Genomic DNA, 20,108 nt, shown 5'->3' with positions numbered 1-20,108 from the left:
GGGGCAGCAATATTTCTATTCCGTTACTCCGTCAAAAACAGACACAACCCAGTGAATCCCCTGTCTGGACAGGTTTTGCAGCAGTCCGGCCGTTTTGTCCGCCATGGTATCTACCGAGGTTTGCTCTGCCTTGACGGCCAACAGTCCACGCGGCGTCTCCAGGCCCTGCAAATTGGTATCCTGTGCTGTCGAATACCACTGGCGAGTTTCCCCTGTGGCTTGGGTCTCACCTCGTTCTTGTGGATTAGCTTTGTAAGTAGCCGCTCCCGTCCCGGAGTCCATTACAACAATCCCATTTCCGTTATACGTGCGGGTATACGTACGAACATCGGTTGCCGGTGTGTCTTCAATAACCGTCTGCTCATATCCGAATTTCTGCTGAACCCCGCTTTGAACCGGGTCCCCAGCCCACTCCGGTCCATATACGGAGCGCAAGCCAGAACCTGCCAGCTGCATGCCGAGCAGAACTCCCGCCCCCATCAGAAGTACAAATCCAAGCGCTTTTTTACGAAAATGTCCGGACATTGCATTTCCTCCTTTCCACCGCCTCAATTAATTGCCACCGTTGCTCTTTTTCGTATTGGATACGTTAGTACCCGCTTTCTGTGCTTTCTGATCCTCCCAGTACACCTCACCGATCATATCTGCCAAAACGTCAGAGGTACGTTTCAATTCCTCTTCGGTATTATCAATCCCGCCAATTTCGATCAAAATGCTATGGGACGACAAGCTCTGATTGTACTCACCGTTGTTGCCTTTACCGCCATCCTTCCCCCATATCCCACGGGAAACGCCGTGATACGACTTTTCCAGCTTCTCATGAATACGAGCGGCGAAAGCTTCATTCTTGCGCCAGTTTTTGTTTTCATGGCCGATAATAAAATACACCTTGGCATAAGAAAGTCCATTTATCGCTGCTGTCGTTTTGCCGTGACGTTGAGAATCTCTGTGGATATCAAGCAGATAGGTTAAGCTTTTATTTCCACCCAAGGCTTCCTTGACCGTTTCACGCGAATATTTATAGGAATAATTCCAATTGTAATTTTGAACGGTTTTGGCATAGTCCTTGTTCACATGCAAAGTAGATATCCCTTGCTTCTCCAATCTCTTTTTCACAAAATCCCCTACTCTCGACACATTGGCTGATTTTGTGCCGGAATTGGGATTGGAGCTGATTTTACTGAGCAAAGGGTTATATGCCTCTCTCGGATGAGAATGGTAGATTAATATACGTTTGGCACCTTGGGCTGCTGTATCGCTCAGATCATCTTCTTGCGCAGGGTCCGTTTCCGGTGTTGTCGGAAGATCTGGCGTTGTAGAGCCATTGTTCGGCGGGTTTGTAGAAGCATCCGGGCTGCCGGGAGCATCCGTCGTTCCCTGATCGGGCTGGTAATCCGTAGGTGCCTCCACTTTGTTGTTCCCTGAGCCCTTGCGCAGCAAGACAGGCGTACCCGCAGACATACCAGGAATTTCGCGAGCAATGAGACTTTTGGGGTCCTGTGGATTAATACCTGTGAGCATTTGAAAAACAAAAGGCGACCATTGTTCACCCGATAACGAAGATTGTTGCTTCTTCTGCGCCAAATGAGGTACTTCCATGCCGAGCATGTCCGCAAAAAAACCGCTGGAAACCGAGCCTGCAAATCCTTTCATCGAAGACACCGGAGACGTTTGCAAACGATTTTCCGCCAGTCCTCCCAGCCCCAAAATAACAAATAAAAGCGCCGAACCCATAATAAGCAGCACAAGCGTATGTCCCATAGCCAAAATTTCAAGGCCCTTTCTTCTCCATCTTCCGACGTTCCAGGTTTGAATTTTTTTCATGTGGGTCTTGTCCTCCTTCGTCCCGTCGAAGCTCGCCTCATGTTCAGAACCTATAGGTTCCAGTCAGCAGCGGAAATCTCTCATACTTCAACTCTATGAACGGAGAACAATTGCTAGAACACAAAAAAATCTCCACCCGCAGGTAAATCCCACCTCTTTATTGCAAGAGATAGGATGCCTGCTAGATAGAGAATTTTGTGTATGAAATATGCTTTTACTAACCCTGCATTAATGTGTATAAGCGGCGACATTGCCGGGATCGACGGCTTCATGCAGAGCGGCGTTCAATCCGGTTGCAATAATATTCGCAATATCCTCGATAAATTCATCAATCTCCTTAGGAGTCACAATCAGATCATGTCCCAGCGGCTGAAGCACCTCTCTCACCAATCCCAGTCTCTCAGGCTCGGAAATATCATCCAGCATCCCCAGTATGGCCTTCGTAGAAGCCTTTTCCTTGGCAAAATGTGTTTTCATCAGCTCAATTACATTATTTACGATGGTCGAAGCGTAGCATACGGTTGGAACGCCGATGGCAATACACGGGACACCCATAATATCCTTAGTGATACCGCGCCGCTTGTTACCAATACCTGAGCCCGGATGAATCCCGATATCTGCCACCTGGATGGTCGTATTGACGCGCTCCAATGAACGTGACGCCAGAGCGTCAATGGCAATAATCAGTTCTGGCTTCGTGCGATCCACGATACCCTGAACAATTTCGCTCGACTCGATCCCCGTTATCCCAAGAACTCCCGGTGCAATTGCACTCACATCCCGATAACCAGGATTGATTTGATCAGGCGTCAGTTCAAAAAATTGACGAGTCACCATCAAATTTTCAACGACAAGCGGACCTAGTGAATCGGGAGTGACATTCCAGTTACCCAGACCTACCACAAGTACGCGCGCCTTACTGGAGATCCCTATTTTTTGTATAAATTGCTCCATCTCCTTCGCGAATGCAATGGCTACCCGTTGCTGGAGCCCGGTATCACCTTCACGTAAGCCGGGTACTTCCAGCGTCACGTAATGCCCCTGAACCCGTCCAATACGGTTAGCACCCTCTTCATTCAGCACATCCAGACGCGTGATTTTAATACCGTTATCTTCCTCCACGTCCTCGTTGATGCCCGCCAGCGGCATTGGCTGGTCCCGTTCCGCCAGTTCTCTTGCCTCCAGCGCCAAATCCGTACGCACCGCATACTTCTGCAAATCCAAATCCATCATTTACGCCTCCTTTTATACCATCTCAGGTTATAGTGTGCGAGACACCCAGCAGGTTTATGCACATCCATTTTCATCCTCTAATCTACCCAAATTCGGAATGTTTTCTTATTGCAATTTGAGGTGTGGCGTGCTAAAATATTTTAAGTTGTGAAACGTTTGTGTTCATAAGTAATGCCTTTACAGGAGGTGAATGTAATGCCAAACATCAAATCCGCTATCAAACGCGTTAAAACAAGCGACAAACGCCGTGCGTTGAACGCTTCTCAAAAATCCGCGCTTCGTACAGCAGTAAAAGCTGCCGATACAGCGTTGGTGAATAACGAAGCTGAAAATGCTGCTGCTGCTTTCAAAGTAGCTTCCCAAAAGCTGGACAAGGCTGTAACTAAAGGTCTGATCCACAAAAATGCAGCTGCTCGTAAGAAATCCCGCTTGGCGAAAAAACTTAACGCTCTTACAGCTCAAGCGTAAGCAAGAGCTACTTTTATACGTTAATGAAAAAATCCTGACCAGCCTTAGCTGATCAGGATTTTTTAGTTCACCACGATTGGATTCTGCGATCCATTAGTTAACCTTCTTTTAAAATAAACCACTTTGCAAACAGGACGGTTTAGACCGAAGCCTCCGCGCCCATTTTAAGCAAAAACATCTCCAGCCCCAGCACCTTGTCAACAACTCCGGTTTTCATGCGGTAATCCAGCTCGCCCAAATCGTAGAGAAGCTGTCGCAACTGCTCAGGACGGAATCTCCGGGCCTGATCGCCGGCAACTTTCACACCATATGGATGCAAACTAAGCTGACTCGCAATTTGCTGCTGGGAATAGCTTTGACCCATCAGCTCCTTGACCTGCAACATAATACGGAACTGTCGTGTGATTAAAGCTGCAATCTTAATCGGTTCCTCTTTTTGCTTAAGCAGCTCATAAAAAATACTAAGCGCCTTATCCAGCCGCAAATTAGCCAAATCCTCGACCATCGCAAACACATTTTGTTCCGTGCTGCGAGGCACAAGCGATTCAATATGGGCTGTGGAGATGATACCCTGCGCTCCTGCGTACAAGCACAGCTTGTCTATCTCGGCAGCCAGCGATTGCAGTCCGGTCCCCGTATATTGAATGAGACTTTCAGCAGCTCCCGCAGCCAATTGGACTTCTCGTTCGCCTGCACGCTTATGAATCCATGCCACCAGGTCGTCTCCCCCCAACGGAGTGAAGGCAATAACCGAAGCGTCACTTTTCAGCCTTTTAACAATCTTTTTCCGTTCATCCAGCTTTTCAGCCTGAACCGTAAAAATGATAATGCTATAGTCAGCCGGGTTATCCATATAAGTCAGCAAAGCTTCAATGCGGTGCTCAATCTTACCGCCATCCTTGCCTGCCGCAAATACACTGGTGTCCCGTACAATAATCAGCTTTTTCGGCACCAAAAAAGGCGCAGTCTCGGCCTCCTCCACGACTACCTCAATCGGCGTCTCGGTCAGATCGTAGGGAATAATGGCAAAGTCACGATGCTCCTCTTCCACCACTTTTTCCTTAAGCATATCGACAAACTGCTTCATTTGATATTTTTCGCTGCCGTAAAGCAAATACACTGGCGAAATATCGCCTTTGCGAATAGCCTTAGCGGCTGTTTTTGCATCCATTCTCCGTACCCCCCATCCATTGATCGTACCCGACATCTGGTCGGAAGGCAAGTCATTATACATACGAAAGGACCCTGCCTATAGGCAAGATCCCTTCACCACCATCTATATCAACACGGCAGCAGAAAGCTCTAGAAACTTTCGGCCGTCGGGATACGACGTCGGTTCATACAATCTATTCTCTGCTTTTAAAAATGTGCCATCTCCATAGCAACTATTTTCCAGAGGTACGCGGAACGGTATACGTATATTTGCTTGCTGTACCGTCCTGCTCAGTTTCATACATAAAGGTTTGGCTGTCTTCTGACCAGCTTCCTTTGACCCAGGCACCCTTCAAGGTACGCACTTCCAGCGTTGTCCGGTCTACACCGTTGTCGGAAAACTTATACACTCTCAGCTTTTTGCCCTCAATAACCACCGCATAGCTGCCATCAGGTGAGCTAAACTGGTCTGTGGACGTCGAGTGGGCGCTAAAGGTGGAGGCATTATTGCTGTCCGGAGATAGCGTCGAATTAGATGAAAAACCTTCATTGCGTACTGAGTTTTGCGATACAGATGATTGCTGATCGTAAGAAGCTGTATTGCTGCTCAAATCTCCCGTGGTAGTCCCCGAATCCTTGGTAACGACTTTGGAGGTCGTGTCTTTCGACGTTTTATTTGAAGCAATCCGATCCTGTATCTTCATATCCCGATTGACAGACAATGACGAATCAATAGTAGCCGTGCTGTCATCATTACTGTCCTGAGTAGTGCCCGTACCCGCTATAGGTGCTTTTTCTATTTTCGGTTCTACCTGCTGTTCAGGAGCAATCGTTTGTTGTTCGGATTTTCCCTGTTTTAACTGTTTGTCATCGGACTTAGGAGTATCCGCAGCAGAATCTTGCCCGGCAGAGTTTTCTTTTGTCGCCTGACGATCCGTGTTTGGCTGTCCCTGCTGTCGATCCTGACGGGAAGGAAGCCCCGCTGGCGCATGCTTCGTTGAATCTTTTTCACCAGCCCGCTGGTCGTCACGTTTTGCAGCATCCAGTTTGGAAGGATTCTTTTGGTCATCCGCACTGTTTACATCCTGTTTGCTCGAGTCAGGTTGCTCCCCTACAGATGACTGGGATACGTGCATTCCTTGATCCTGCTCTGACGGCTGCTTGTTCGAACCCGATCCAATGGCTGCATCACGGCCTCCACTGCCATTGGCCGTATCTGAAATTTCCGTCTGATTCTGCTGATTCGTCACTTCGGGCGACTGGGATGTAAGTATGCCTTCCGCATCCTGCACTGTTTTAGGCTCGAAGTTGAATACTACAATCCCCAGTACAACAGCTGCGGCAGCCACGCCCATCGCGGCTCGCCCGCTCATCCGGTTCCACCAAGGTATAGGTTGGGTATGCCGTCTCGACCCCGGTCCAGGATCGGCAGCTATAGGCTGCATCTCCTGAAGCGCGCTTCCCTGCTCCTCACGTGCGCGGTCAATGGCATCAAGCTGAGGCATGATGGAATCTACCAGGCTGAACGCCGGGGAAACCGCAGGCAATTCCTCTAGCTCGCGGGAGAGCGTCTGAAGTATATGAAATTTTTCCGCACAGTCCGGGCAAGTCGCAATATGGTTCATTAATTGGGGCGTCTCTTCTTCGCCCAGCTCATGATCCACATAACGCTGCATCCAATCTATCACCTCTTCCCCACACTTCATCCTGATACACCACCTTTCTGATACTCCGGAAGTAGCCCTTGCAATTGCTGTCTTGCACGATACAAGTATGACTTGACCGTATTTAGCGGCAAATCCAGAGAGTCGGCAATCTCGTTATAAGAGAAATCCTGCAAATATCTCAATACGATCACCGTCCGGTGGTGCTCTGGAAGCTGTTGTATAGCCTCACGAACATCCTGTGCCAGGTAAGAGGTCAGCACCTCGGCCTCCACATTTTGGGGATCGTTGAATATCATATCGTGTTCGTCAATGGAAACCGAGGGCTTCGTCCTTCTGAATTTGTCGATACATATGTTCGTTACAATACGTTGAACCCAGGTTTTAAACTGCGCCTTTTCCTCATAAGAATTAATCTTGGAATAAATCCGTATGAGGGCTTCTTGCGAAGCATCCATGGCATCTTGTTCATTGTTTAAAATGTAATATGCCGTACGGTACACATGCTGTTCTATCTCTCTTAATAGGGTAATGAGAGCATCGCGATCGCCCGATTGAGCGGCTCGAATGAGTCCCTGCTCTACCACAAAGGATCCCCCTCTCCCTGCAATATTACAGACGTTTCCCCTTTGCAAATTGTTGCAGGATAGACGTCTAACGATAATTTTATTTTTATATTGAAAAAAATGTTACCAAAAAGCCCAGATTCCCCATTGAAATCTCCCTTAGAATAACAGAAAAAGGGAAGGTAGTCACCTTACCTTAGCCCCTGCTCACATAAATCTGCTGGAATCTGTCGAATTGAACTTGCATATTGTTACTTCTTGGAAATCAGGAAATCCGATATGAGTTCTAACTGGTAATTCAGGGCAATCGAGTCCTGAAAATAAAAGTCATCAATGAATACCGATATACTTTCAGCCAGGCTTGCTTCTTCTCAGCAATCTTGGCAGCAAAATCAGCAAGACATTTCTTGGCTTCCTGCTCTTTGTTCAGCGCTTTACCCAGTTCCATCAGGCGATCCTTATAATTATATTTACCATAGGAAATATACACTATCGGCGCAATTCTTTCAAAAATTTTCATAGGCCTTCTCATCATATGTAATGATCAAGTCCGGTTTCAGGGTAATCACTTTTTCCAGGGAAACGGTCGAGTTCCCCACGATATTCTCAACGCCGTTCAAATACTTTTTATAATATGGAGCATCAAATACCGAGTCCGTAGCCCCTACGGGTTAACACCAATTGCAAGCATATCGTTCACATAGTCGCCAACGGCTACAACGACACGCTGCGGATGCTCAGGATTGGTAATGGCCCCTTTATCACTCTCATAGGTACGTGTGGCTGCTGCTTCTCCCGTGATGTGTTTTGGAATCTGCCGTATTATTCTTGCCAGACTGCCAGTCGTCACGCTTTCTCCATTCGTGGCACAAGCACTTAGTTCCAGCATCAATGAAACGTTCAACAAGCAAGTCGATGCCCGGAATCTTGAGTAAGTTACACTAATCCTTCAGATAATAATGATTATCATTTTCAATAAATAAGATTTTATCAAAGCTTACAAGTGATGTCTATATTAAAGAATATTGATCTTTCTTGATTTTTAGATACACATTGAAAGTAATCTTTTAAATAAAGAATTATGAATTCGAAAATCCTTTACATAACCAGAGTAAAACAGCCCTACCCGTCAGGTGAGCTGCTTTAATGGAAAAATACCTGTTTATTCCTTATATTCTTTTACTTTCCCAGACAATATAAACTTCTCCTCACGCTTCTTCCGGGACAAGATTGGAAGCCATCGAGCCGTGTAACAGCAATATTTTGCGTATGAGCCCCCAAATGTTCTGAGCAGAGACGGTTCTTCAACCTGAACAACAAGCACATGTGAGAGAACCATAAAAAATGTAGCCCACGCCAGAACAAAAATTGAACTTAAAAGTAAACTTTCACTCAATAATGTTATATACATGCCGAGTGCCATAGGATTTCTTACATACTGATATGGTTTAGTTGTAATAAGTCGGTTCGGAGGACGGTCCCACAACGGAGCACCTAATTCCCCATAAATGACCCATGCTGACCATGCTGTTAAAACAATACCAATCAACAACAATAGACAGCCTACTATGACCATCCAAATATAAAACGGAAGAATATAAATCCGCCACGTTAGTAAATGAATCACGACCGGAATAACGATTCCTACCATCGTAGGTATGGTGAGATATTTTACCTTGTGTACACGGCGGATCATGATTTCAGCAAGTTGGATTCAATCATATACTTGATGCGTTCCTGATTATGCCTGGTATGATCTCCCATTCTATTTAATACAACTGATATAGTCTCCGAATAATCAGGGTCCATTTCGAAGTCCTGTATCCAAGTCATTAATGTCCCTTCCAAGATATGATCATAAGTCCATTTTAAATGCATGTAGGCAAACGGAAATAATGGGTCTATCCTTTCAGCAATGGCCACCAGTTGTTCTCTATCCAGAATACGCCACGAAGTCCACGTGTTCTTCTCCGAGTATCCAAGTTGAAAGACCATTTTGGTGAACCTACCACAATCTTCTTTGCTTACAATACTGCTGATCTTATAATCTTCAAAAAGCTCTGTCCATCTGTTAATGTTATTTGTAATCTCATATACATGTTCTGGGGAAGCGTTAATCTTAATACTGTTTTGAATTCTAGGCATGAAATTACACTTCCTTTGTCAAATTCATTCTTACTTCTATAAATTCAATCAAATCGTTGATGGTTAAACAAGGTAGCAGTTCACGGTAATTCGAAGAAATTCCGAAATGATTTTCAATAGCGACAGAAATTTCTACTAATTCTGTCGAATCAATATCGAGATCATCAATAAGTTTTTCATTACCAATTAATTCAACCGTATTAAATCCGGCTTCTTCCATCATTTTATTAAATGTATCTCTGACATTCATTTTTCATTCTCCTTTTCGGTAATTTAGTTGAAATCCTAAAGAGCAAGGGCAACTGCTAATGCAGACGTATCATCGTGAGAAATACTAATACAAATAGATTTAATACCCAATTGATTTACTATTTCTTTCGTCTTTCCATGCAAAACAATAAATGGACAGCCTTGTGTACTTACCGAAACCTCTATCTCATTAAAAGAATACGAGGCGCCATGAATAGATTTGATGACTGCTTCTTTCGCTGAGAAAAAACCGGCAAGTGATCTCCATCGAAAACCGTCAGATGTTCGGCAATAATCAACTTCACGGGACGTAAAAAGCTTGTCTAGCACCTTTTGGTCCCAACGATTAACCATCTGTTCAAGTCTTTTGATAGGTACGATATCTATTCCTACAGAGTGACAGCATGAACTTTCATGCTCAACATGTGTATTGAAAACAACTTTCTCCATAACGTCCCCCTGCTCTAGTTTTTCGTTTCTATGCAGTAGCAATCACAATGCTTGTATTCATGCCTCCCATGCCTCTTGAGTTGATTAAGCAGTGTTTTAATTCTTTGGAGATCGGTTGTTTCGAAATGAGATTCATACTATTGAATCCGGCAGCAGGTTGATCTAAATTAGCTATTGGCGGCACGGAGTCATTCTTCATAGAGAGCAGTGAAATAATGACTTCCGTCGATGGAGCAGCCCCCAACAGATGGCCGATAACCGGTTTGGAGGATGTAATCGGTACACGTGTGGCCTGATCTCCCAAAGCTTCGCGAATAGCGTATATTTCTGTTGCATCTTCAGAAGGGATCCCCGAACCATCCGCAAAGAGGCAATCAACATGTTCGGGCTTAATATTTGCTTTTTTCAAGCTGTTCTGCATCGCTCTAGCAAAAACTTTACCATCTGGGCGAACGGTATTATAAGGGAAATAAGCGTCATTTGTAATCGACCAGCCCTTCATTTCTCCGAAAATCTCAGCCCCTCTTTGAATAGCATGATTCCACTCCTCTAAGATAACAAAGGAACTACCTTCGCCTGCGGCCAAGCCACTATGCTGTCTATCAAACGGACGGTAAGATTCTATATTCTCACCACGAACCAGATAACCGCTCGTCTGAAGGCATAGCCAACCGTATGGAGACAATGGTGCTTCTGTCCCACCTGCCAGCACAACATCCGCTTGATTTCTGCGGATCGTTTCGGCTCCTTCAATCATTGCAACAGCTCCACTAGCCCGGTCAGCAACAAATGAGCGGGCACGGCCTTTAATACCAAAACGAATCGAAATATTCCCTTGAGGAGCCGCCGGGAACCAGGCCGTTGCTTGGTAAGGGCTTACAGCTTTAAGCCCTTCTGTCCACAAATTGCGGAGTTCTCTTTCGGCAAATTCCCAACCACCTAGGATATTGCCTACCATGAGTCCTATTCTGGACGGTTCCATCTTATCTAGCATAAGCCCAGAATGTGTAAGAGCCATATTGGCTGCGCTGATCGCCAAATGAGTAAAACGGTCTGTTTTTTTGATAAAGCGTTTTTGCAGATGATCAAAAGAGTTGTATTGGATACTTTCTCCTGCAATTTTTGATAAATAGCTTGACGAATCGAATCTAGTTATCCGATTTATGCACGATTGCCCCGAGTGGACTTTTTGCCACAGAGCCTCGACCCCTATACCAGCTGGCGTAATCGCACCAAATCCAGTAATTGCTACTCTCCTCATGTTTGACTCCCCTTAGTCGTTTTTTGTAAGATCATAGCGGAATGCAATCCGGAAAAGCCGCTGGCTGTCTTCAATATTACTTCACCATCCCAATGCCGACTCTGATCGCTCACATAATCCAAATCACATTCCGGATCAGCAAAGTCCTGATTAATGGTAGGATGAACCTCATGATTTTCCAAACTCAAGCAGCACGCTATTAACTCAATGGCGCTGGCTGCCGATAAGGGATGCCCTTGCACGGATTTGGCCGAGTTTACTGGAACATTTCTGGCATGAGTCTGCAATGCCTCATGAATGGCGCTGGTTTCACAGCGATCATTTTGCGGAGTCGAACTACCATGGGCACTCACATAATCAACTTGATTCGGTCTGATATTAGCATCTTCCAAAGCTAGAGTAATCGCACGGGTCAGATCAATACCGTCACTTGCCAGATCCGTCATATGAAGTCCGTTGCTTGTATTGGAGAAACCCGTAATCTCTCCATAGATTTTTGCGCCGCGATCAACAGCACGTTCCCATTCTTCCAGGACGAGTATACCGCACCCTTCTCCAAGCACAAATCCATCCCTCTGCTTGTCAAAAGGCCGGGAAGCTTTAATGGGTTCATCGTTATGCTTGGTAGATAGGCAATTAATGATTTCAAAAGAAGCAATTGTAATTGGAGTGATTGGCGCTTCGCTTGCGCCTGCAATCATCACATCCATATCTCCATAACGTATGGCCTCGAAAGCATAACCGATAGCATCCATCCCACCAATACAACCAGTCGAAAGCGTAACACATGGCCCCTCGGCATGAATTAAACCAGCAATAATAGTAGCTGGCGTGTTGGACATTGATGCCATATACAGATCACTAGCAACCATCTGTGGATTAATGGGATTAACCCCATAATTAGTTACTTTCACAAATTGTTCTTCCATTTTGCGTGTTCCACATATGGCGGTGGATAAGGAAATCCCAAGCTTATCAGGGGGGACTCTATCCAGGTTTGCATCTTCCTTTGCCATTTCTGCTGCCGCAACTGCAAATTGGATATAGCGGTCCATTTTTTTTACATGTGGAGGTATTCTATAGTTATCAGGATTAAAATCATCGACCTCCATAATGACTTGGGATACAAAAGGATGATTTCCGAATAGTTCGCTGCTTGTTACATCACGAAGCGTTTTTGCCTTAGAATTGCCCGATTTTAAATTATTCCAAAATGTTTTCTTATCCGTACCCAGCGGGCTGATAACTCCAACTCCAGTAATTGCTACTCTTCTCATATCTTCATCTCCTTGCAATAAGAGTAGGATAAGGATTCGCATTGAATTTAGTCACAGAAGACAAGCCGCAATCTTTTAACCAATTTTCATAATCTTCAACAGACTGAACGTCTCCATTTTCCGTGTTCACCAACATACTCATTCCAATCATTGAAGGAATAGCGGAAGAAGTAAGCGATTGAAACATCGTATCAATAAGCATGATCATTCCATTCTCCGTCAAACAGGATTTTGCTTTATCTATCCAGCTTTTAGTACTGTCCGGACCTATAAAACGAAAAACGTGACTAAACACAATGAGATCGTAACGCTTTTCATCAGGCTCCCATTCAGGAAAATCCTCTGTTATAAAGCTGTAATTCGATATCAAGTCCAGTTGTTGTATCCGCTTTTGAATAGATTCCAATGCCTTAGCCTTTCCCAAAGCAGTCACATCGATCGTAGGATTCTGAATAGCCATAGCAATACTCCATTCGCCACTACCCGGTCTTACATGAAGAACCTTCGAATTTCTCATTACATTGAAATTATTATAAAACTCCCATGCAGCCGAAAAGGCAATTGGAAATGTATTACTGGATAGCTCTTCAAAAAATGAATCACTTACTGTCTTGGACTTATCAGATCGGATTAATTCAGTCAGTCCCGACCAAGCGTTCCATCGGGCAATCACAGCATTCAAATGATCCCCCAAATAGCAAGGACTATCTACTAACAAATATTTCTCCACTACAGGAGTTAGCTTAAATTGCCTATTATTTTCGATCAAAAGATTCATACCGGTAAGTGCTCCAAGCAAACGTTCTAAATTTTTTTGTACACATCCAATACTTATAGCTAAATCCTCAGAATGAACGGTGCCCTGTTGGATGTGCTCAAATATGTTCAATTCCAGAGCCGTGTGCAGTATTCTACTTCGTGTAAATGCAAAATTGATATCAAGCAATTGGGCTGGTGCTGGACCGTCCAGAAAAAGTTGAATATCATGCTGAATCGGGGAAATCGAATTTTTCATTTATTATTATTCACCCCTTCCCTTTTCTTTCAATTTACTTAATTATGAATCTACATATGCAACAGCTCTGATCCATCCAGCTCCTGCCCCCCTCAGAGCAATAGGAAAGCAAAACACATGGAAGCCGAAATATACAGGAAGCCTGTCCAAATTTGCTAAGCGTTCAATCTGCAAATATTCATGCTCTCTGCCGTACATATGGTTAGGCCATAAATCTTCCTGATTTCCGCTTGTATTAAACTTTTTAATCATCTGCATAAAAGGAAGATCAAATCCATTTGTATCAATTCCAATTATTTTGACTCCCTGTTTTACTAACCATACCGTTGCTGCCTTGCTCATACCCGGATGACTGGAAAAATAATCACAGCTTGGCCATAATTTATCGGAATCGGTTCGGATTAAAACAATATCAAAAGGCTTTATGGTGTAAGAGATACGTTCAAGGGCGTTCTTAACATCAATCTCTGTAATGACCTCTCCAGACTTTTTGTGAGACATATCAAGAACCACTCCTGTGGAATAACACCACTCAAGTGGAATTTGATCGATTGTAAGTGACGCACTTCCCTCGCAATAAGGTCCATAGTGATAGGGCGCATCCAAATGCGTGCCGCAATGTACAGACAATGTATAGAACTCATTGCTCAAAAACATCCCCCCTGGAAAGCTATTCCGGTTATAATTTGAGCGGTGTCTCAAATATTTCCAAACATTTTTTATTTTTTTGAACCACGGCGCCTTTTTGGGAAAAAATACATTTTTCCATACAATTCCCCCTCCTCTTGAATGTTCTATCTTCTGAATTTTTAAAAATGTATTGTCAAATGGGTTGGCTTCAATCGGAAGCGAGAGATCAATAATTCTGCCCAAGTCTGTTTTCCCTCCAAACAAAAGTAAAATCATTTGGGGATCGTTTGCGTTCGTACCTAAATACGTGCAGAGAGCCCGATTCCCCAAATTGTAGGAAGACAGACTCCCTATAAAATCAAGATTTAATGCACACAAATAATGAGGAAATTGGAGAGACTTGCTTGACTTGAATATCTGTAAAACCCAATTCATGTATCCAATTAAGTAATACAGCTTCATCATGCACCTCACCTGCAGCCGTATTGGCCATCAAAATAAGACTAAACAGGTAAGGATATGGAGCTGTCGCTCTTTCAGCACAATGGGTGTGCAGCAGCAGACGTCCACCAGTTGGAAGATAATCGTACACTCTTTCTAACAATTTTCTGGCTTCTTCCTGACCGTATCCGTCCAGCACATGTGAGATAAGTACCGCTTCTGGCTTTTCAGGCAGCTCGTCATCAAACAAATTTCCGGGATGTAAACGGATGTGCCCACTCAGTTTAGCTTCGTCAATATGCGCCTTGGCGACTTCTAGTACTGACGGGTAGTCCATCGCTGTCACACTAATTTCTGGATTGGTCTTAGCAAAGGCTATCGAATAAGCCCCCGAGCCGCAACCGAGGTCAACCAGGTGATGTTCATGGATAGGACAGCAATCAGCTAAAGCTTCAGCTTGTACTATAGCGCTGCCGTGTAGAGCTTTGACAAAACGCTTGGTTCCCTCATCATTTTCATTGACGGCTGCTCCTTGATTAGCATAGCCTTTTTTCTGTACTCTCCCGGTGATGGATGTATTGGTACGGATGGCATCAGATAATTTTGAGAAGTTATTAAAGTGTTGATTTTGGTGGAGTGCAAGATATCCCATATAAAATGGGCTAGATTGAACCAGATATCGTTTACTGATGTATGTGTTCGAAAAGTATCCATTTTTTTGTTCGATTAATCCGTTTCCTATACAAGCTTTTAATATAATACGGACAGGTCTTTCTTCTAAAGTAAGCTCCTGCGAAATTTCTGTGACAGTGAGAGTATTATTATCCAGAAGGTCAAAAATCCCAAATTCTAAGCCCATGAAGAGCGCTTTGGAAGATAAATAAGCTGTCATTAAAGAATGTATGTGTGAAGCATCCGCTCCCACATTAGGTTTTGTGACTGTTTTCAAAATAAAATACCTCCTTGAGCATATTAAGATAAAATTCTATTTTACTTTTTCCGTATATTCGTAAGGATCGTTGCTAAGGAAATAATTGTGAATAGTAGGACGTTCCGTCGGAGCTACAACCAAAAATTCACATTCTTCATCTTTCAATGTTTTAAATGCATGTGGTTCATTACGAGGAATAAATATAACATCTCCTCCACTGAGTTGGACACTACGATTTTCTTTAGGTAATTCTAAAGCCATAGAACCTTTTACAACAAAAATCTCATGCTCCCAATCATGATAGTGGGGAGGTGTTGAACCATTGGGAGACAATGTAAATAAGGTCATCACAAATCTGTCAGCACCATCCGGAGTATCAATTAGCCGTCTGAGTGTAGCTTGCTTTGCTCCGGGCTCTCTGACAATATCACTTTCAATTGCGTAGGCGTTTCTCTGGATCATCGTTTTATACCTCCATAGAGTGTTTTTTATAAAGATGCAAAACTGTTGATATACACCATCCTCAAATTTCTAAATATTAAAATATAATGCATAATTTTGTTGCAATATGTATGCACCTCCTTTTAATTTAAAATTCAATTAAATTACTAAGTACTTAATTAATTATATTGAAAACCTTTTCGTTTGTATACGGAGAATAAAGTAATATTTTGTCGAATTAATATTTTTATACAAAATTAAAATTTAAAGTAAAATATAAAGTAAAATATAATTGCGTTTAAGCATTCCTTTTTACCTCTCTCCACCTTTTTTGTATTAAAACTAAAATTATTTGACAGATGATTTGATTTTTGATAATTTAATTAAGTATTCACTAAGTAAAAGATGAGCGAGGCATAATGACTAAAAATAACTTGAGACAACAAAAGGCATTTGAGACCAAGAACAGACTAATTGATTCTGCGTTGAAAGTATTTTCGAGTAAAGGTTTTGTTGCAAGCACGACTAAAGATATTGCTAAGGAGGCCGGAATAACTGATGGACTAATTTATCATTATTTCAGTTCGAAAGAAGAATTATTATGGGCTGTTATTGATAAGCACACACTTAATCACGATCTGAAATTTATGTCTATGCAATCATCTGATGAAACACCATTGAAAGTATTGTTAAACCGTTACTTTCTTCAACTCCTCAATATGCTTAAGAGCAAAGAAGAACTTATTGTTATGTTCTTTGGAGAGGCTCAACGCAATCCCGAAATTCGCGGACATCTGATGAAGATTATTGAACAAGGATTGGAACCCCTGTATACTCTGGTTAAAGACAGAGTATACATAGATGAGCATTATGTTAGAGCAGCGGTAAAAAATATCCAAATTACTTTGGTCATGTATTTTTTACTTTACGACAGGTTTAATTCATTCGAAAATCAAAGGGAAGAATATGTTAAAATGACAGTTGATCAGTTTCTCAGAGTGATCAACTGATTTTTTTAGCATAATTTATTAAGTACTTAATAAATTAAAATTTAACTCGAGGTGATCAAAATGAATATTATTACATTAAACCAGGTGGAAATGTCATACCCTCAAAAAAACAAGGAAAAACGCTTTTATGCTCTGAAAAATTTAACTCTAGAAGTAAACAAAGGGGAAATATTTTGCCTGTTAGGCCCTAACGGCTCCGGAAAAACGACAACAATTAATTTAGTCAACGGTTTAACGAAGCCAACTAAGGGAGAAATCAGGGTATTCGGTATGGACCCTGCTGTAAAGATTCGAAGTGTAAGACAAAAGCTATCTGTTGTCCCCCAGGAAACAGCACTGTACAACGACTTGACAGCACAAGAGAATTTACATTTCCATGCTCAATATTATGGAGTAGACAAAAGCAAATGGTCCGTCCAAATCGAGACCATGCTGAATCTTGTCGGCCTGAGTGAAAGACGGTATGACCGGGTTGGCACGTTTTCAGGAGGTATGCAACGCCGATTAGCTCTAGCTCGAGCACTCATTACCTCACCTGAGCTAATTTTGTTGGATGAACCTACGTTGGGAGTGGATGTTCAATCGAGAAATTCCATCTGGGATCAAGTACGTGAATTGGCCTCGGAGGGGAAAACGGTCTTTTTGACAACAAATTATATGGAGGAAGCAGACTCATTAGCCGATCGTATTATTATTATTGATCGGGGTGAGATCATTGTGTCAGGAACACCGAAAGAACTTAAAGAGCAGGTATCTGATAACCTTCTTGACCTATACTTTACCAATGCATCAGATGCGCAAAATGCATCCGAGCGATTAGGTAAAGAGATGGCCTTGGTACTGGAAAATAACAAATTGTCGATAAAGGTGTCGAATAAGAAAAAGGCTTTGCTCGTTCTGCAAGCCTTTGAAGCTGACAGCAACGGCATCGATAGCTTCGAATGGAAGGAGCCCTCATTGAATGACGTTTTTCTTCATTTTACAGGTAAACAGTTAAGAAATTAGGAGAGGAGACTATATATGCTACAAGGAATCAAAGCGATTATCGTAAAAGACTTAAAAATTACGCTGAGAAATCCTTCTCTGTTTATTCTTGGTATCATAGTTCCTGTTGTTTTCGTTTTTCTATACTCACTCATCACGCAGCTATCAGCAACCAATCCGGTTGTCATCGCCCGGGAATCATCAGGCCCCTATAGTTCGCGACTTATTCATATCCTCGAAGAAATGAAATCTGTTGATGGTCCCTATTTTATTGTCAAAACAACCGATGCCAAGACCGCATTTGATCAGTACAACAGTGGAAAAGCTGCCGCTCTAATACAAATCCCAAAAGCTTTTGACAACACACTGGCCGATCCCAAGGCTACTGCTAAGGTGAATTTATATGTACACAACATCAATTCAGACGCAACTAAAAATTTTCAAATCCGGTTATCTCACGCTACCTATCTCTATGATCAGGAAATGAATGCATTAAATGTAATCAAAATTGTAGAAGAGTATAGGAAATTTCCACAAGATGTATCCATGAAGTTGTACATCTCCATAGGTCTGCTTATGTTTTCCGTGGTTTACTCATCCATGGTTAACACAGGTATACTACTCTCCAGAGAATGGGAAGAACGCACCAGTAAAGAAATCATCCTTACATCTATTGGTTTTTTCCCTCTTGTTGCGGGCAAATGGGCTACGGCCTTTATACAGACAATCATTAGTGTATTGTTGGTGATATTGATTATGAGCGTCACTCTTTCCTTCCCCATTTTACAGATGGACCCGATATTATGGTTATGGATCATTATCCTGTTCTTCTTCGGAGGGGCACTCGGTGCTCTACTTGGTGTTCTGCTGCGTAAGTCCATGCCTGTCATTACATTATCGGCAATAACAGGTATTTTTCTGTATCTGATCTGTGGCAACGAGTCTTCCATTCGGGGTTTTGCATATGGCGGAGCCATTGAAGCTTTGTGGAGAATATCCAATTTGATCCCTGTCTCCTACATTGTTGAAAACATGAGACGAACTTTTCTGGAAACAGGAACTCCCTATGAGTTTACAGGTTTATTTTCCACACTGATTTTTATCTTTATTTTCAGTTGGGCCTCTATTTGGAAATTAAAGAAAAACCTTTCGTTTTCGCAAGGACAGTAAATCCAGATTTTAAATGAGGTGAAAACATGAAATTACACATCCAAGCTATCTGGGGTATCCACACGCGTAATTTGAAAATATTAAGCAGACAAAAGCAACTGGTGGTCGCTCCTGTACTGCTTCCAATTATCTTAATGTTCTTGACTGCCGTTATTATGGGCGCAGGAGGGGATCAGTGGCCCGTGGGGCTGATTGATGAATCTTATAATGCTGAGTCACAAACTCTTGTCAAAAGCATTAAAAGCAGTCATTCCAATATCACTCCTTATTATAATGTAGTTGAAACCAAACTAGAAAAAGCAAGAGAGTCTGTTAGGGAAGGACGCCTGCAGCTTTTAATACGGATTCCAAAAGACTATGATCAATCCAGAACCGTCTACATCGAAACATTTAATATTAACAGCGATATGATGAAAAACGTGAGATTACGACTTGAGCATAGTATTTTGGACGAATTAAAACAATCACAAAAGCTTCAGATCATTCCTAATCTAATAACAGATAAACCAAAAGATATATGGAGGGTATCATATATCGCAGGGAGTTGCTTGCTGCTCTCTCTCTTTTTAGGAGCAGTAATTATTGCCGCCAACTTGTTTGCATTTGAACGTGAAAATCGGACGAAAAAAGAAATATTACTCACTCCCTTACCCCTCTGGTCAGCGGGAATCGGTAATATCATTACTGCAGTAATTGCAGCTACCGTTTGCTCAATTCCATCTTTGCTTTTAGCGTTTTTTGCTTTTAAAATGGAGTTTCATGTACTGAACCTGCTTATGATTTATGGCATGATGATTCCTGTCATGATGTTCTGTGCAAGCATCGGTTTGTTTATTGCCTATCTTTTAAAGAATTATCGAGTACTTCAGCCTGTAATCATTGTAACTTCCATTGCGACCTTTTTCGGTACTGGAGGATTTGCCGGTGTTAGCGTATTGCCTGAAGGTGCCCAGATCTTCTCAAAGTATTGGATTTTTTCAAGAATATTTGAATGGTTTAATCCGGTCCTTCATGGTTTTACTGACAGATTTACAGCCTGGCAGGTCACGATTATTCTTTTGGTTACATTACTCGGCATTCTTCTCATTCCAGTAACCTACAAATTGACAGCTCGAAAACAATTATCCGGCGGCCAATAGCTAGGCAGTGCATAAGGAAGCCCACTCATCCAACTAAAACACAATCCAGCGGGTGAGT

Annotated in this window: 23 protein-coding genes; 5 read left to right on the top strand and 18 right to left on the bottom strand. The window is 42.8% G+C overall.

The window, feature by feature from the left end:
• Positions 1–15: 15 nt before the first annotated feature.
• The 3 genes from ACWGOO_RS05560 to gpr form a co-directional block, all read right to left on the bottom strand.
• Complete coding sequence (locus tag ACWGOO_RS05560; protein WP_452481799.1) at positions 16–525, bottom strand: hypothetical protein; 510 nt, start codon at positions 523–525, stop codon at positions 16–18.
• A gap of 27 nt (positions 526–552) precedes the next feature.
• Entirely contained in the window at positions 553–1,824 is a 1,272-nt protein-coding gene (locus ACWGOO_RS05555) for a stage II sporulation protein P (protein ID WP_452481798.1), read from the bottom strand.
• Between the two features lie 228 nt (positions 1,825–2,052).
• Positions 2,053–3,054: a GPR endopeptidase gene (gene gpr, locus ACWGOO_RS05550; protein ID WP_354452320.1), complete on the bottom strand. Its 1,002-nt coding sequence runs from the start codon at positions 3,052–3,054 to the stop codon at positions 2,053–2,055.
• Between the two features lie 198 nt (positions 3,055–3,252).
• Between gpr and rpsT the strand changes: the two genes are divergently transcribed.
• A complete protein-coding gene (gene rpsT / locus ACWGOO_RS05545; RefSeq protein ID WP_137061850.1) occupies positions 3,253–3,525 on the top strand; it encodes a 30S ribosomal protein S20 in 273 nt (90 codons plus the stop codon).
• A 139-nt stretch (positions 3,526–3,664) separates the two neighbouring features.
• On the opposite strand, the gene holA is transcribed toward rpsT, so the two are convergent.
• The 15 genes from holA to ACWGOO_RS05470 form a co-directional block, all read right to left on the bottom strand.
• Positions 3,665–4,696: a DNA polymerase III subunit delta gene (gene holA / locus ACWGOO_RS05540; protein WP_452481797.1), complete on the bottom strand. Its 1,032-nt coding sequence runs from the start codon at positions 4,694–4,696 to the stop codon at positions 3,665–3,667.
• 214 nt (positions 4,697–4,910) lie between these two features.
• Positions 4,911–6,383 (bottom strand): anti-sigma factor family protein, encoded by a 1,473-nt coding sequence (locus tag ACWGOO_RS05535; protein ID WP_452481796.1) that lies wholly within the window; start codon positions 6,381–6,383, stop codon positions 4,911–4,913.
• Positions 6,380–6,928 (bottom strand): RNA polymerase sigma factor, encoded by a 549-nt coding sequence (locus tag ACWGOO_RS05530; protein WP_452481795.1) that lies wholly within the window; start codon positions 6,926–6,928, stop codon positions 6,380–6,382. The genes ACWGOO_RS05535 and ACWGOO_RS05530 overlap by 4 nt, the downstream gene beginning before the upstream one ends.
• Before the next feature lie 277 nt (positions 6,929–7,205).
• Positions 7,206–7,427: a hypothetical protein gene (locus ACWGOO_RS05525; protein ID WP_452481794.1), complete on the bottom strand. Its 222-nt coding sequence runs from the start codon at positions 7,425–7,427 to the stop codon at positions 7,206–7,208.
• Between the two features lie 144 nt (positions 7,428–7,571).
• Positions 7,572–7,796: a hypothetical protein gene (locus tag ACWGOO_RS05520; protein WP_452481793.1), complete on the bottom strand. Its 225-nt coding sequence runs from the start codon at positions 7,794–7,796 to the stop codon at positions 7,572–7,574.
• A 273-nt stretch (positions 7,797–8,069) separates the two neighbouring features.
• A complete protein-coding gene (locus ACWGOO_RS05515) occupies positions 8,070–8,603 on the bottom strand; it encodes a methyltransferase family protein (protein WP_452481792.1) in 534 nt (177 codons plus the stop codon).
• The gene (locus tag ACWGOO_RS05510) at positions 8,600–9,052 is read right to left on the bottom strand and encodes an SRPBCC family protein (RefSeq protein WP_452481791.1); all 453 of its coding nucleotides are present in this window, start codon (positions 9,050–9,052) and stop codon (positions 8,600–8,602) included. The genes ACWGOO_RS05515 and ACWGOO_RS05510 overlap by 4 nt, the downstream gene beginning before the upstream one ends.
• 4 nt (positions 9,053–9,056) lie before the next feature.
• Positions 9,057–9,302, bottom strand: coding sequence for an acyl carrier protein (locus ACWGOO_RS05505; RefSeq protein ID WP_452481790.1), 246 nt, complete (start codon positions 9,300–9,302; stop codon positions 9,057–9,059).
• A 35-nt stretch (positions 9,303–9,337) separates the two neighbouring features.
• Complete coding sequence (acpS, locus tag ACWGOO_RS05500; protein ID WP_452481789.1) at positions 9,338–9,751, bottom strand: holo-ACP synthase; 414 nt, start codon at positions 9,749–9,751, stop codon at positions 9,338–9,340.
• Between the two features lie 28 nt (positions 9,752–9,779).
• The gene (locus ACWGOO_RS05495; protein ID WP_452481788.1) at positions 9,780–11,012 is read right to left on the bottom strand and encodes a beta-ketoacyl-[acyl-carrier-protein] synthase family protein; all 1,233 of its coding nucleotides are present in this window, start codon (positions 11,010–11,012) and stop codon (positions 9,780–9,782) included.
• Entirely contained in the window at positions 11,009–12,289 is a 1,281-nt protein-coding gene (locus tag ACWGOO_RS05490; RefSeq protein WP_452481787.1) for a beta-ketoacyl-[acyl-carrier-protein] synthase family protein, read from the bottom strand. Before ACWGOO_RS05490 ends, ACWGOO_RS05495 begins: the two co-directional genes overlap by 4 nt.
• Positions 12,290–12,293: 4 nt before the next feature.
• Positions 12,294–13,304, bottom strand: coding sequence for a methyltransferase family protein (locus ACWGOO_RS05485; protein WP_452481786.1), 1,011 nt, complete (start codon positions 13,302–13,304; stop codon positions 12,294–12,296).
• Positions 13,305–13,346: 42 nt separating this feature from the next.
• Positions 13,347–14,177 (bottom strand): cyclase family protein, encoded by an 831-nt coding sequence (locus tag ACWGOO_RS05480; RefSeq protein WP_452481785.1) that lies wholly within the window; start codon positions 14,175–14,177, stop codon positions 13,347–13,349.
• A gap of 115 nt (positions 14,178–14,292) precedes the next feature.
• Positions 14,293–15,324, bottom strand: a complete 1,032-nt coding sequence (locus ACWGOO_RS05475) for a methyltransferase (protein ID WP_452481784.1) — start codon at positions 15,322–15,324, stop codon at positions 14,293–14,295.
• 36 nt (positions 15,325–15,360) lie between these two features.
• Complete coding sequence (locus tag ACWGOO_RS05470) at positions 15,361–15,768, bottom strand: cupin domain-containing protein (protein ID WP_452481783.1); 408 nt, start codon at positions 15,766–15,768, stop codon at positions 15,361–15,363.
• A gap of 398 nt (positions 15,769–16,166) precedes the next feature.
• On the opposite strand from ACWGOO_RS05470, the gene ACWGOO_RS05465 reads away from it, so the two are divergent.
• From ACWGOO_RS05465 to ACWGOO_RS05450, 4 genes are read left to right on the top strand one after another with little or no spacing between them, the layout of a single operon-like run.
• Positions 16,167–16,757: a TetR/AcrR family transcriptional regulator gene (locus ACWGOO_RS05465; RefSeq protein WP_452481782.1), complete on the top strand. Its 591-nt coding sequence runs from the start codon at positions 16,167–16,169 to the stop codon at positions 16,755–16,757.
• Between the two features lie 60 nt (positions 16,758–16,817).
• Positions 16,818–17,762: an ABC transporter ATP-binding protein gene (locus ACWGOO_RS05460; RefSeq protein WP_452481781.1), complete on the top strand. Its 945-nt coding sequence runs from the start codon at positions 16,818–16,820 to the stop codon at positions 17,760–17,762.
• 15 nt (positions 17,763–17,777) lie between these two features.
• A complete protein-coding gene (locus tag ACWGOO_RS05455) occupies positions 17,778–18,911 on the top strand; it encodes an ABC transporter permease (RefSeq protein ID WP_452481780.1) in 1,134 nt (377 codons plus the stop codon).
• 26 nt (positions 18,912–18,937) lie between these two features.
• Positions 18,938–20,050, top strand: coding sequence for an ABC transporter permease (locus ACWGOO_RS05450; RefSeq protein WP_452481779.1), 1,113 nt, complete (start codon positions 18,938–18,940; stop codon positions 20,048–20,050).
• Positions 20,051–20,108 lie beyond the last annotated feature (58 nt).

This window comes from Paenibacillus sp. NPDC055715 (genome assembly GCF_053617595.1).
Note: the sequence above shows the minus strand (reverse complement) of the source record. Positions and strands in the feature narration are given on the sequence as shown.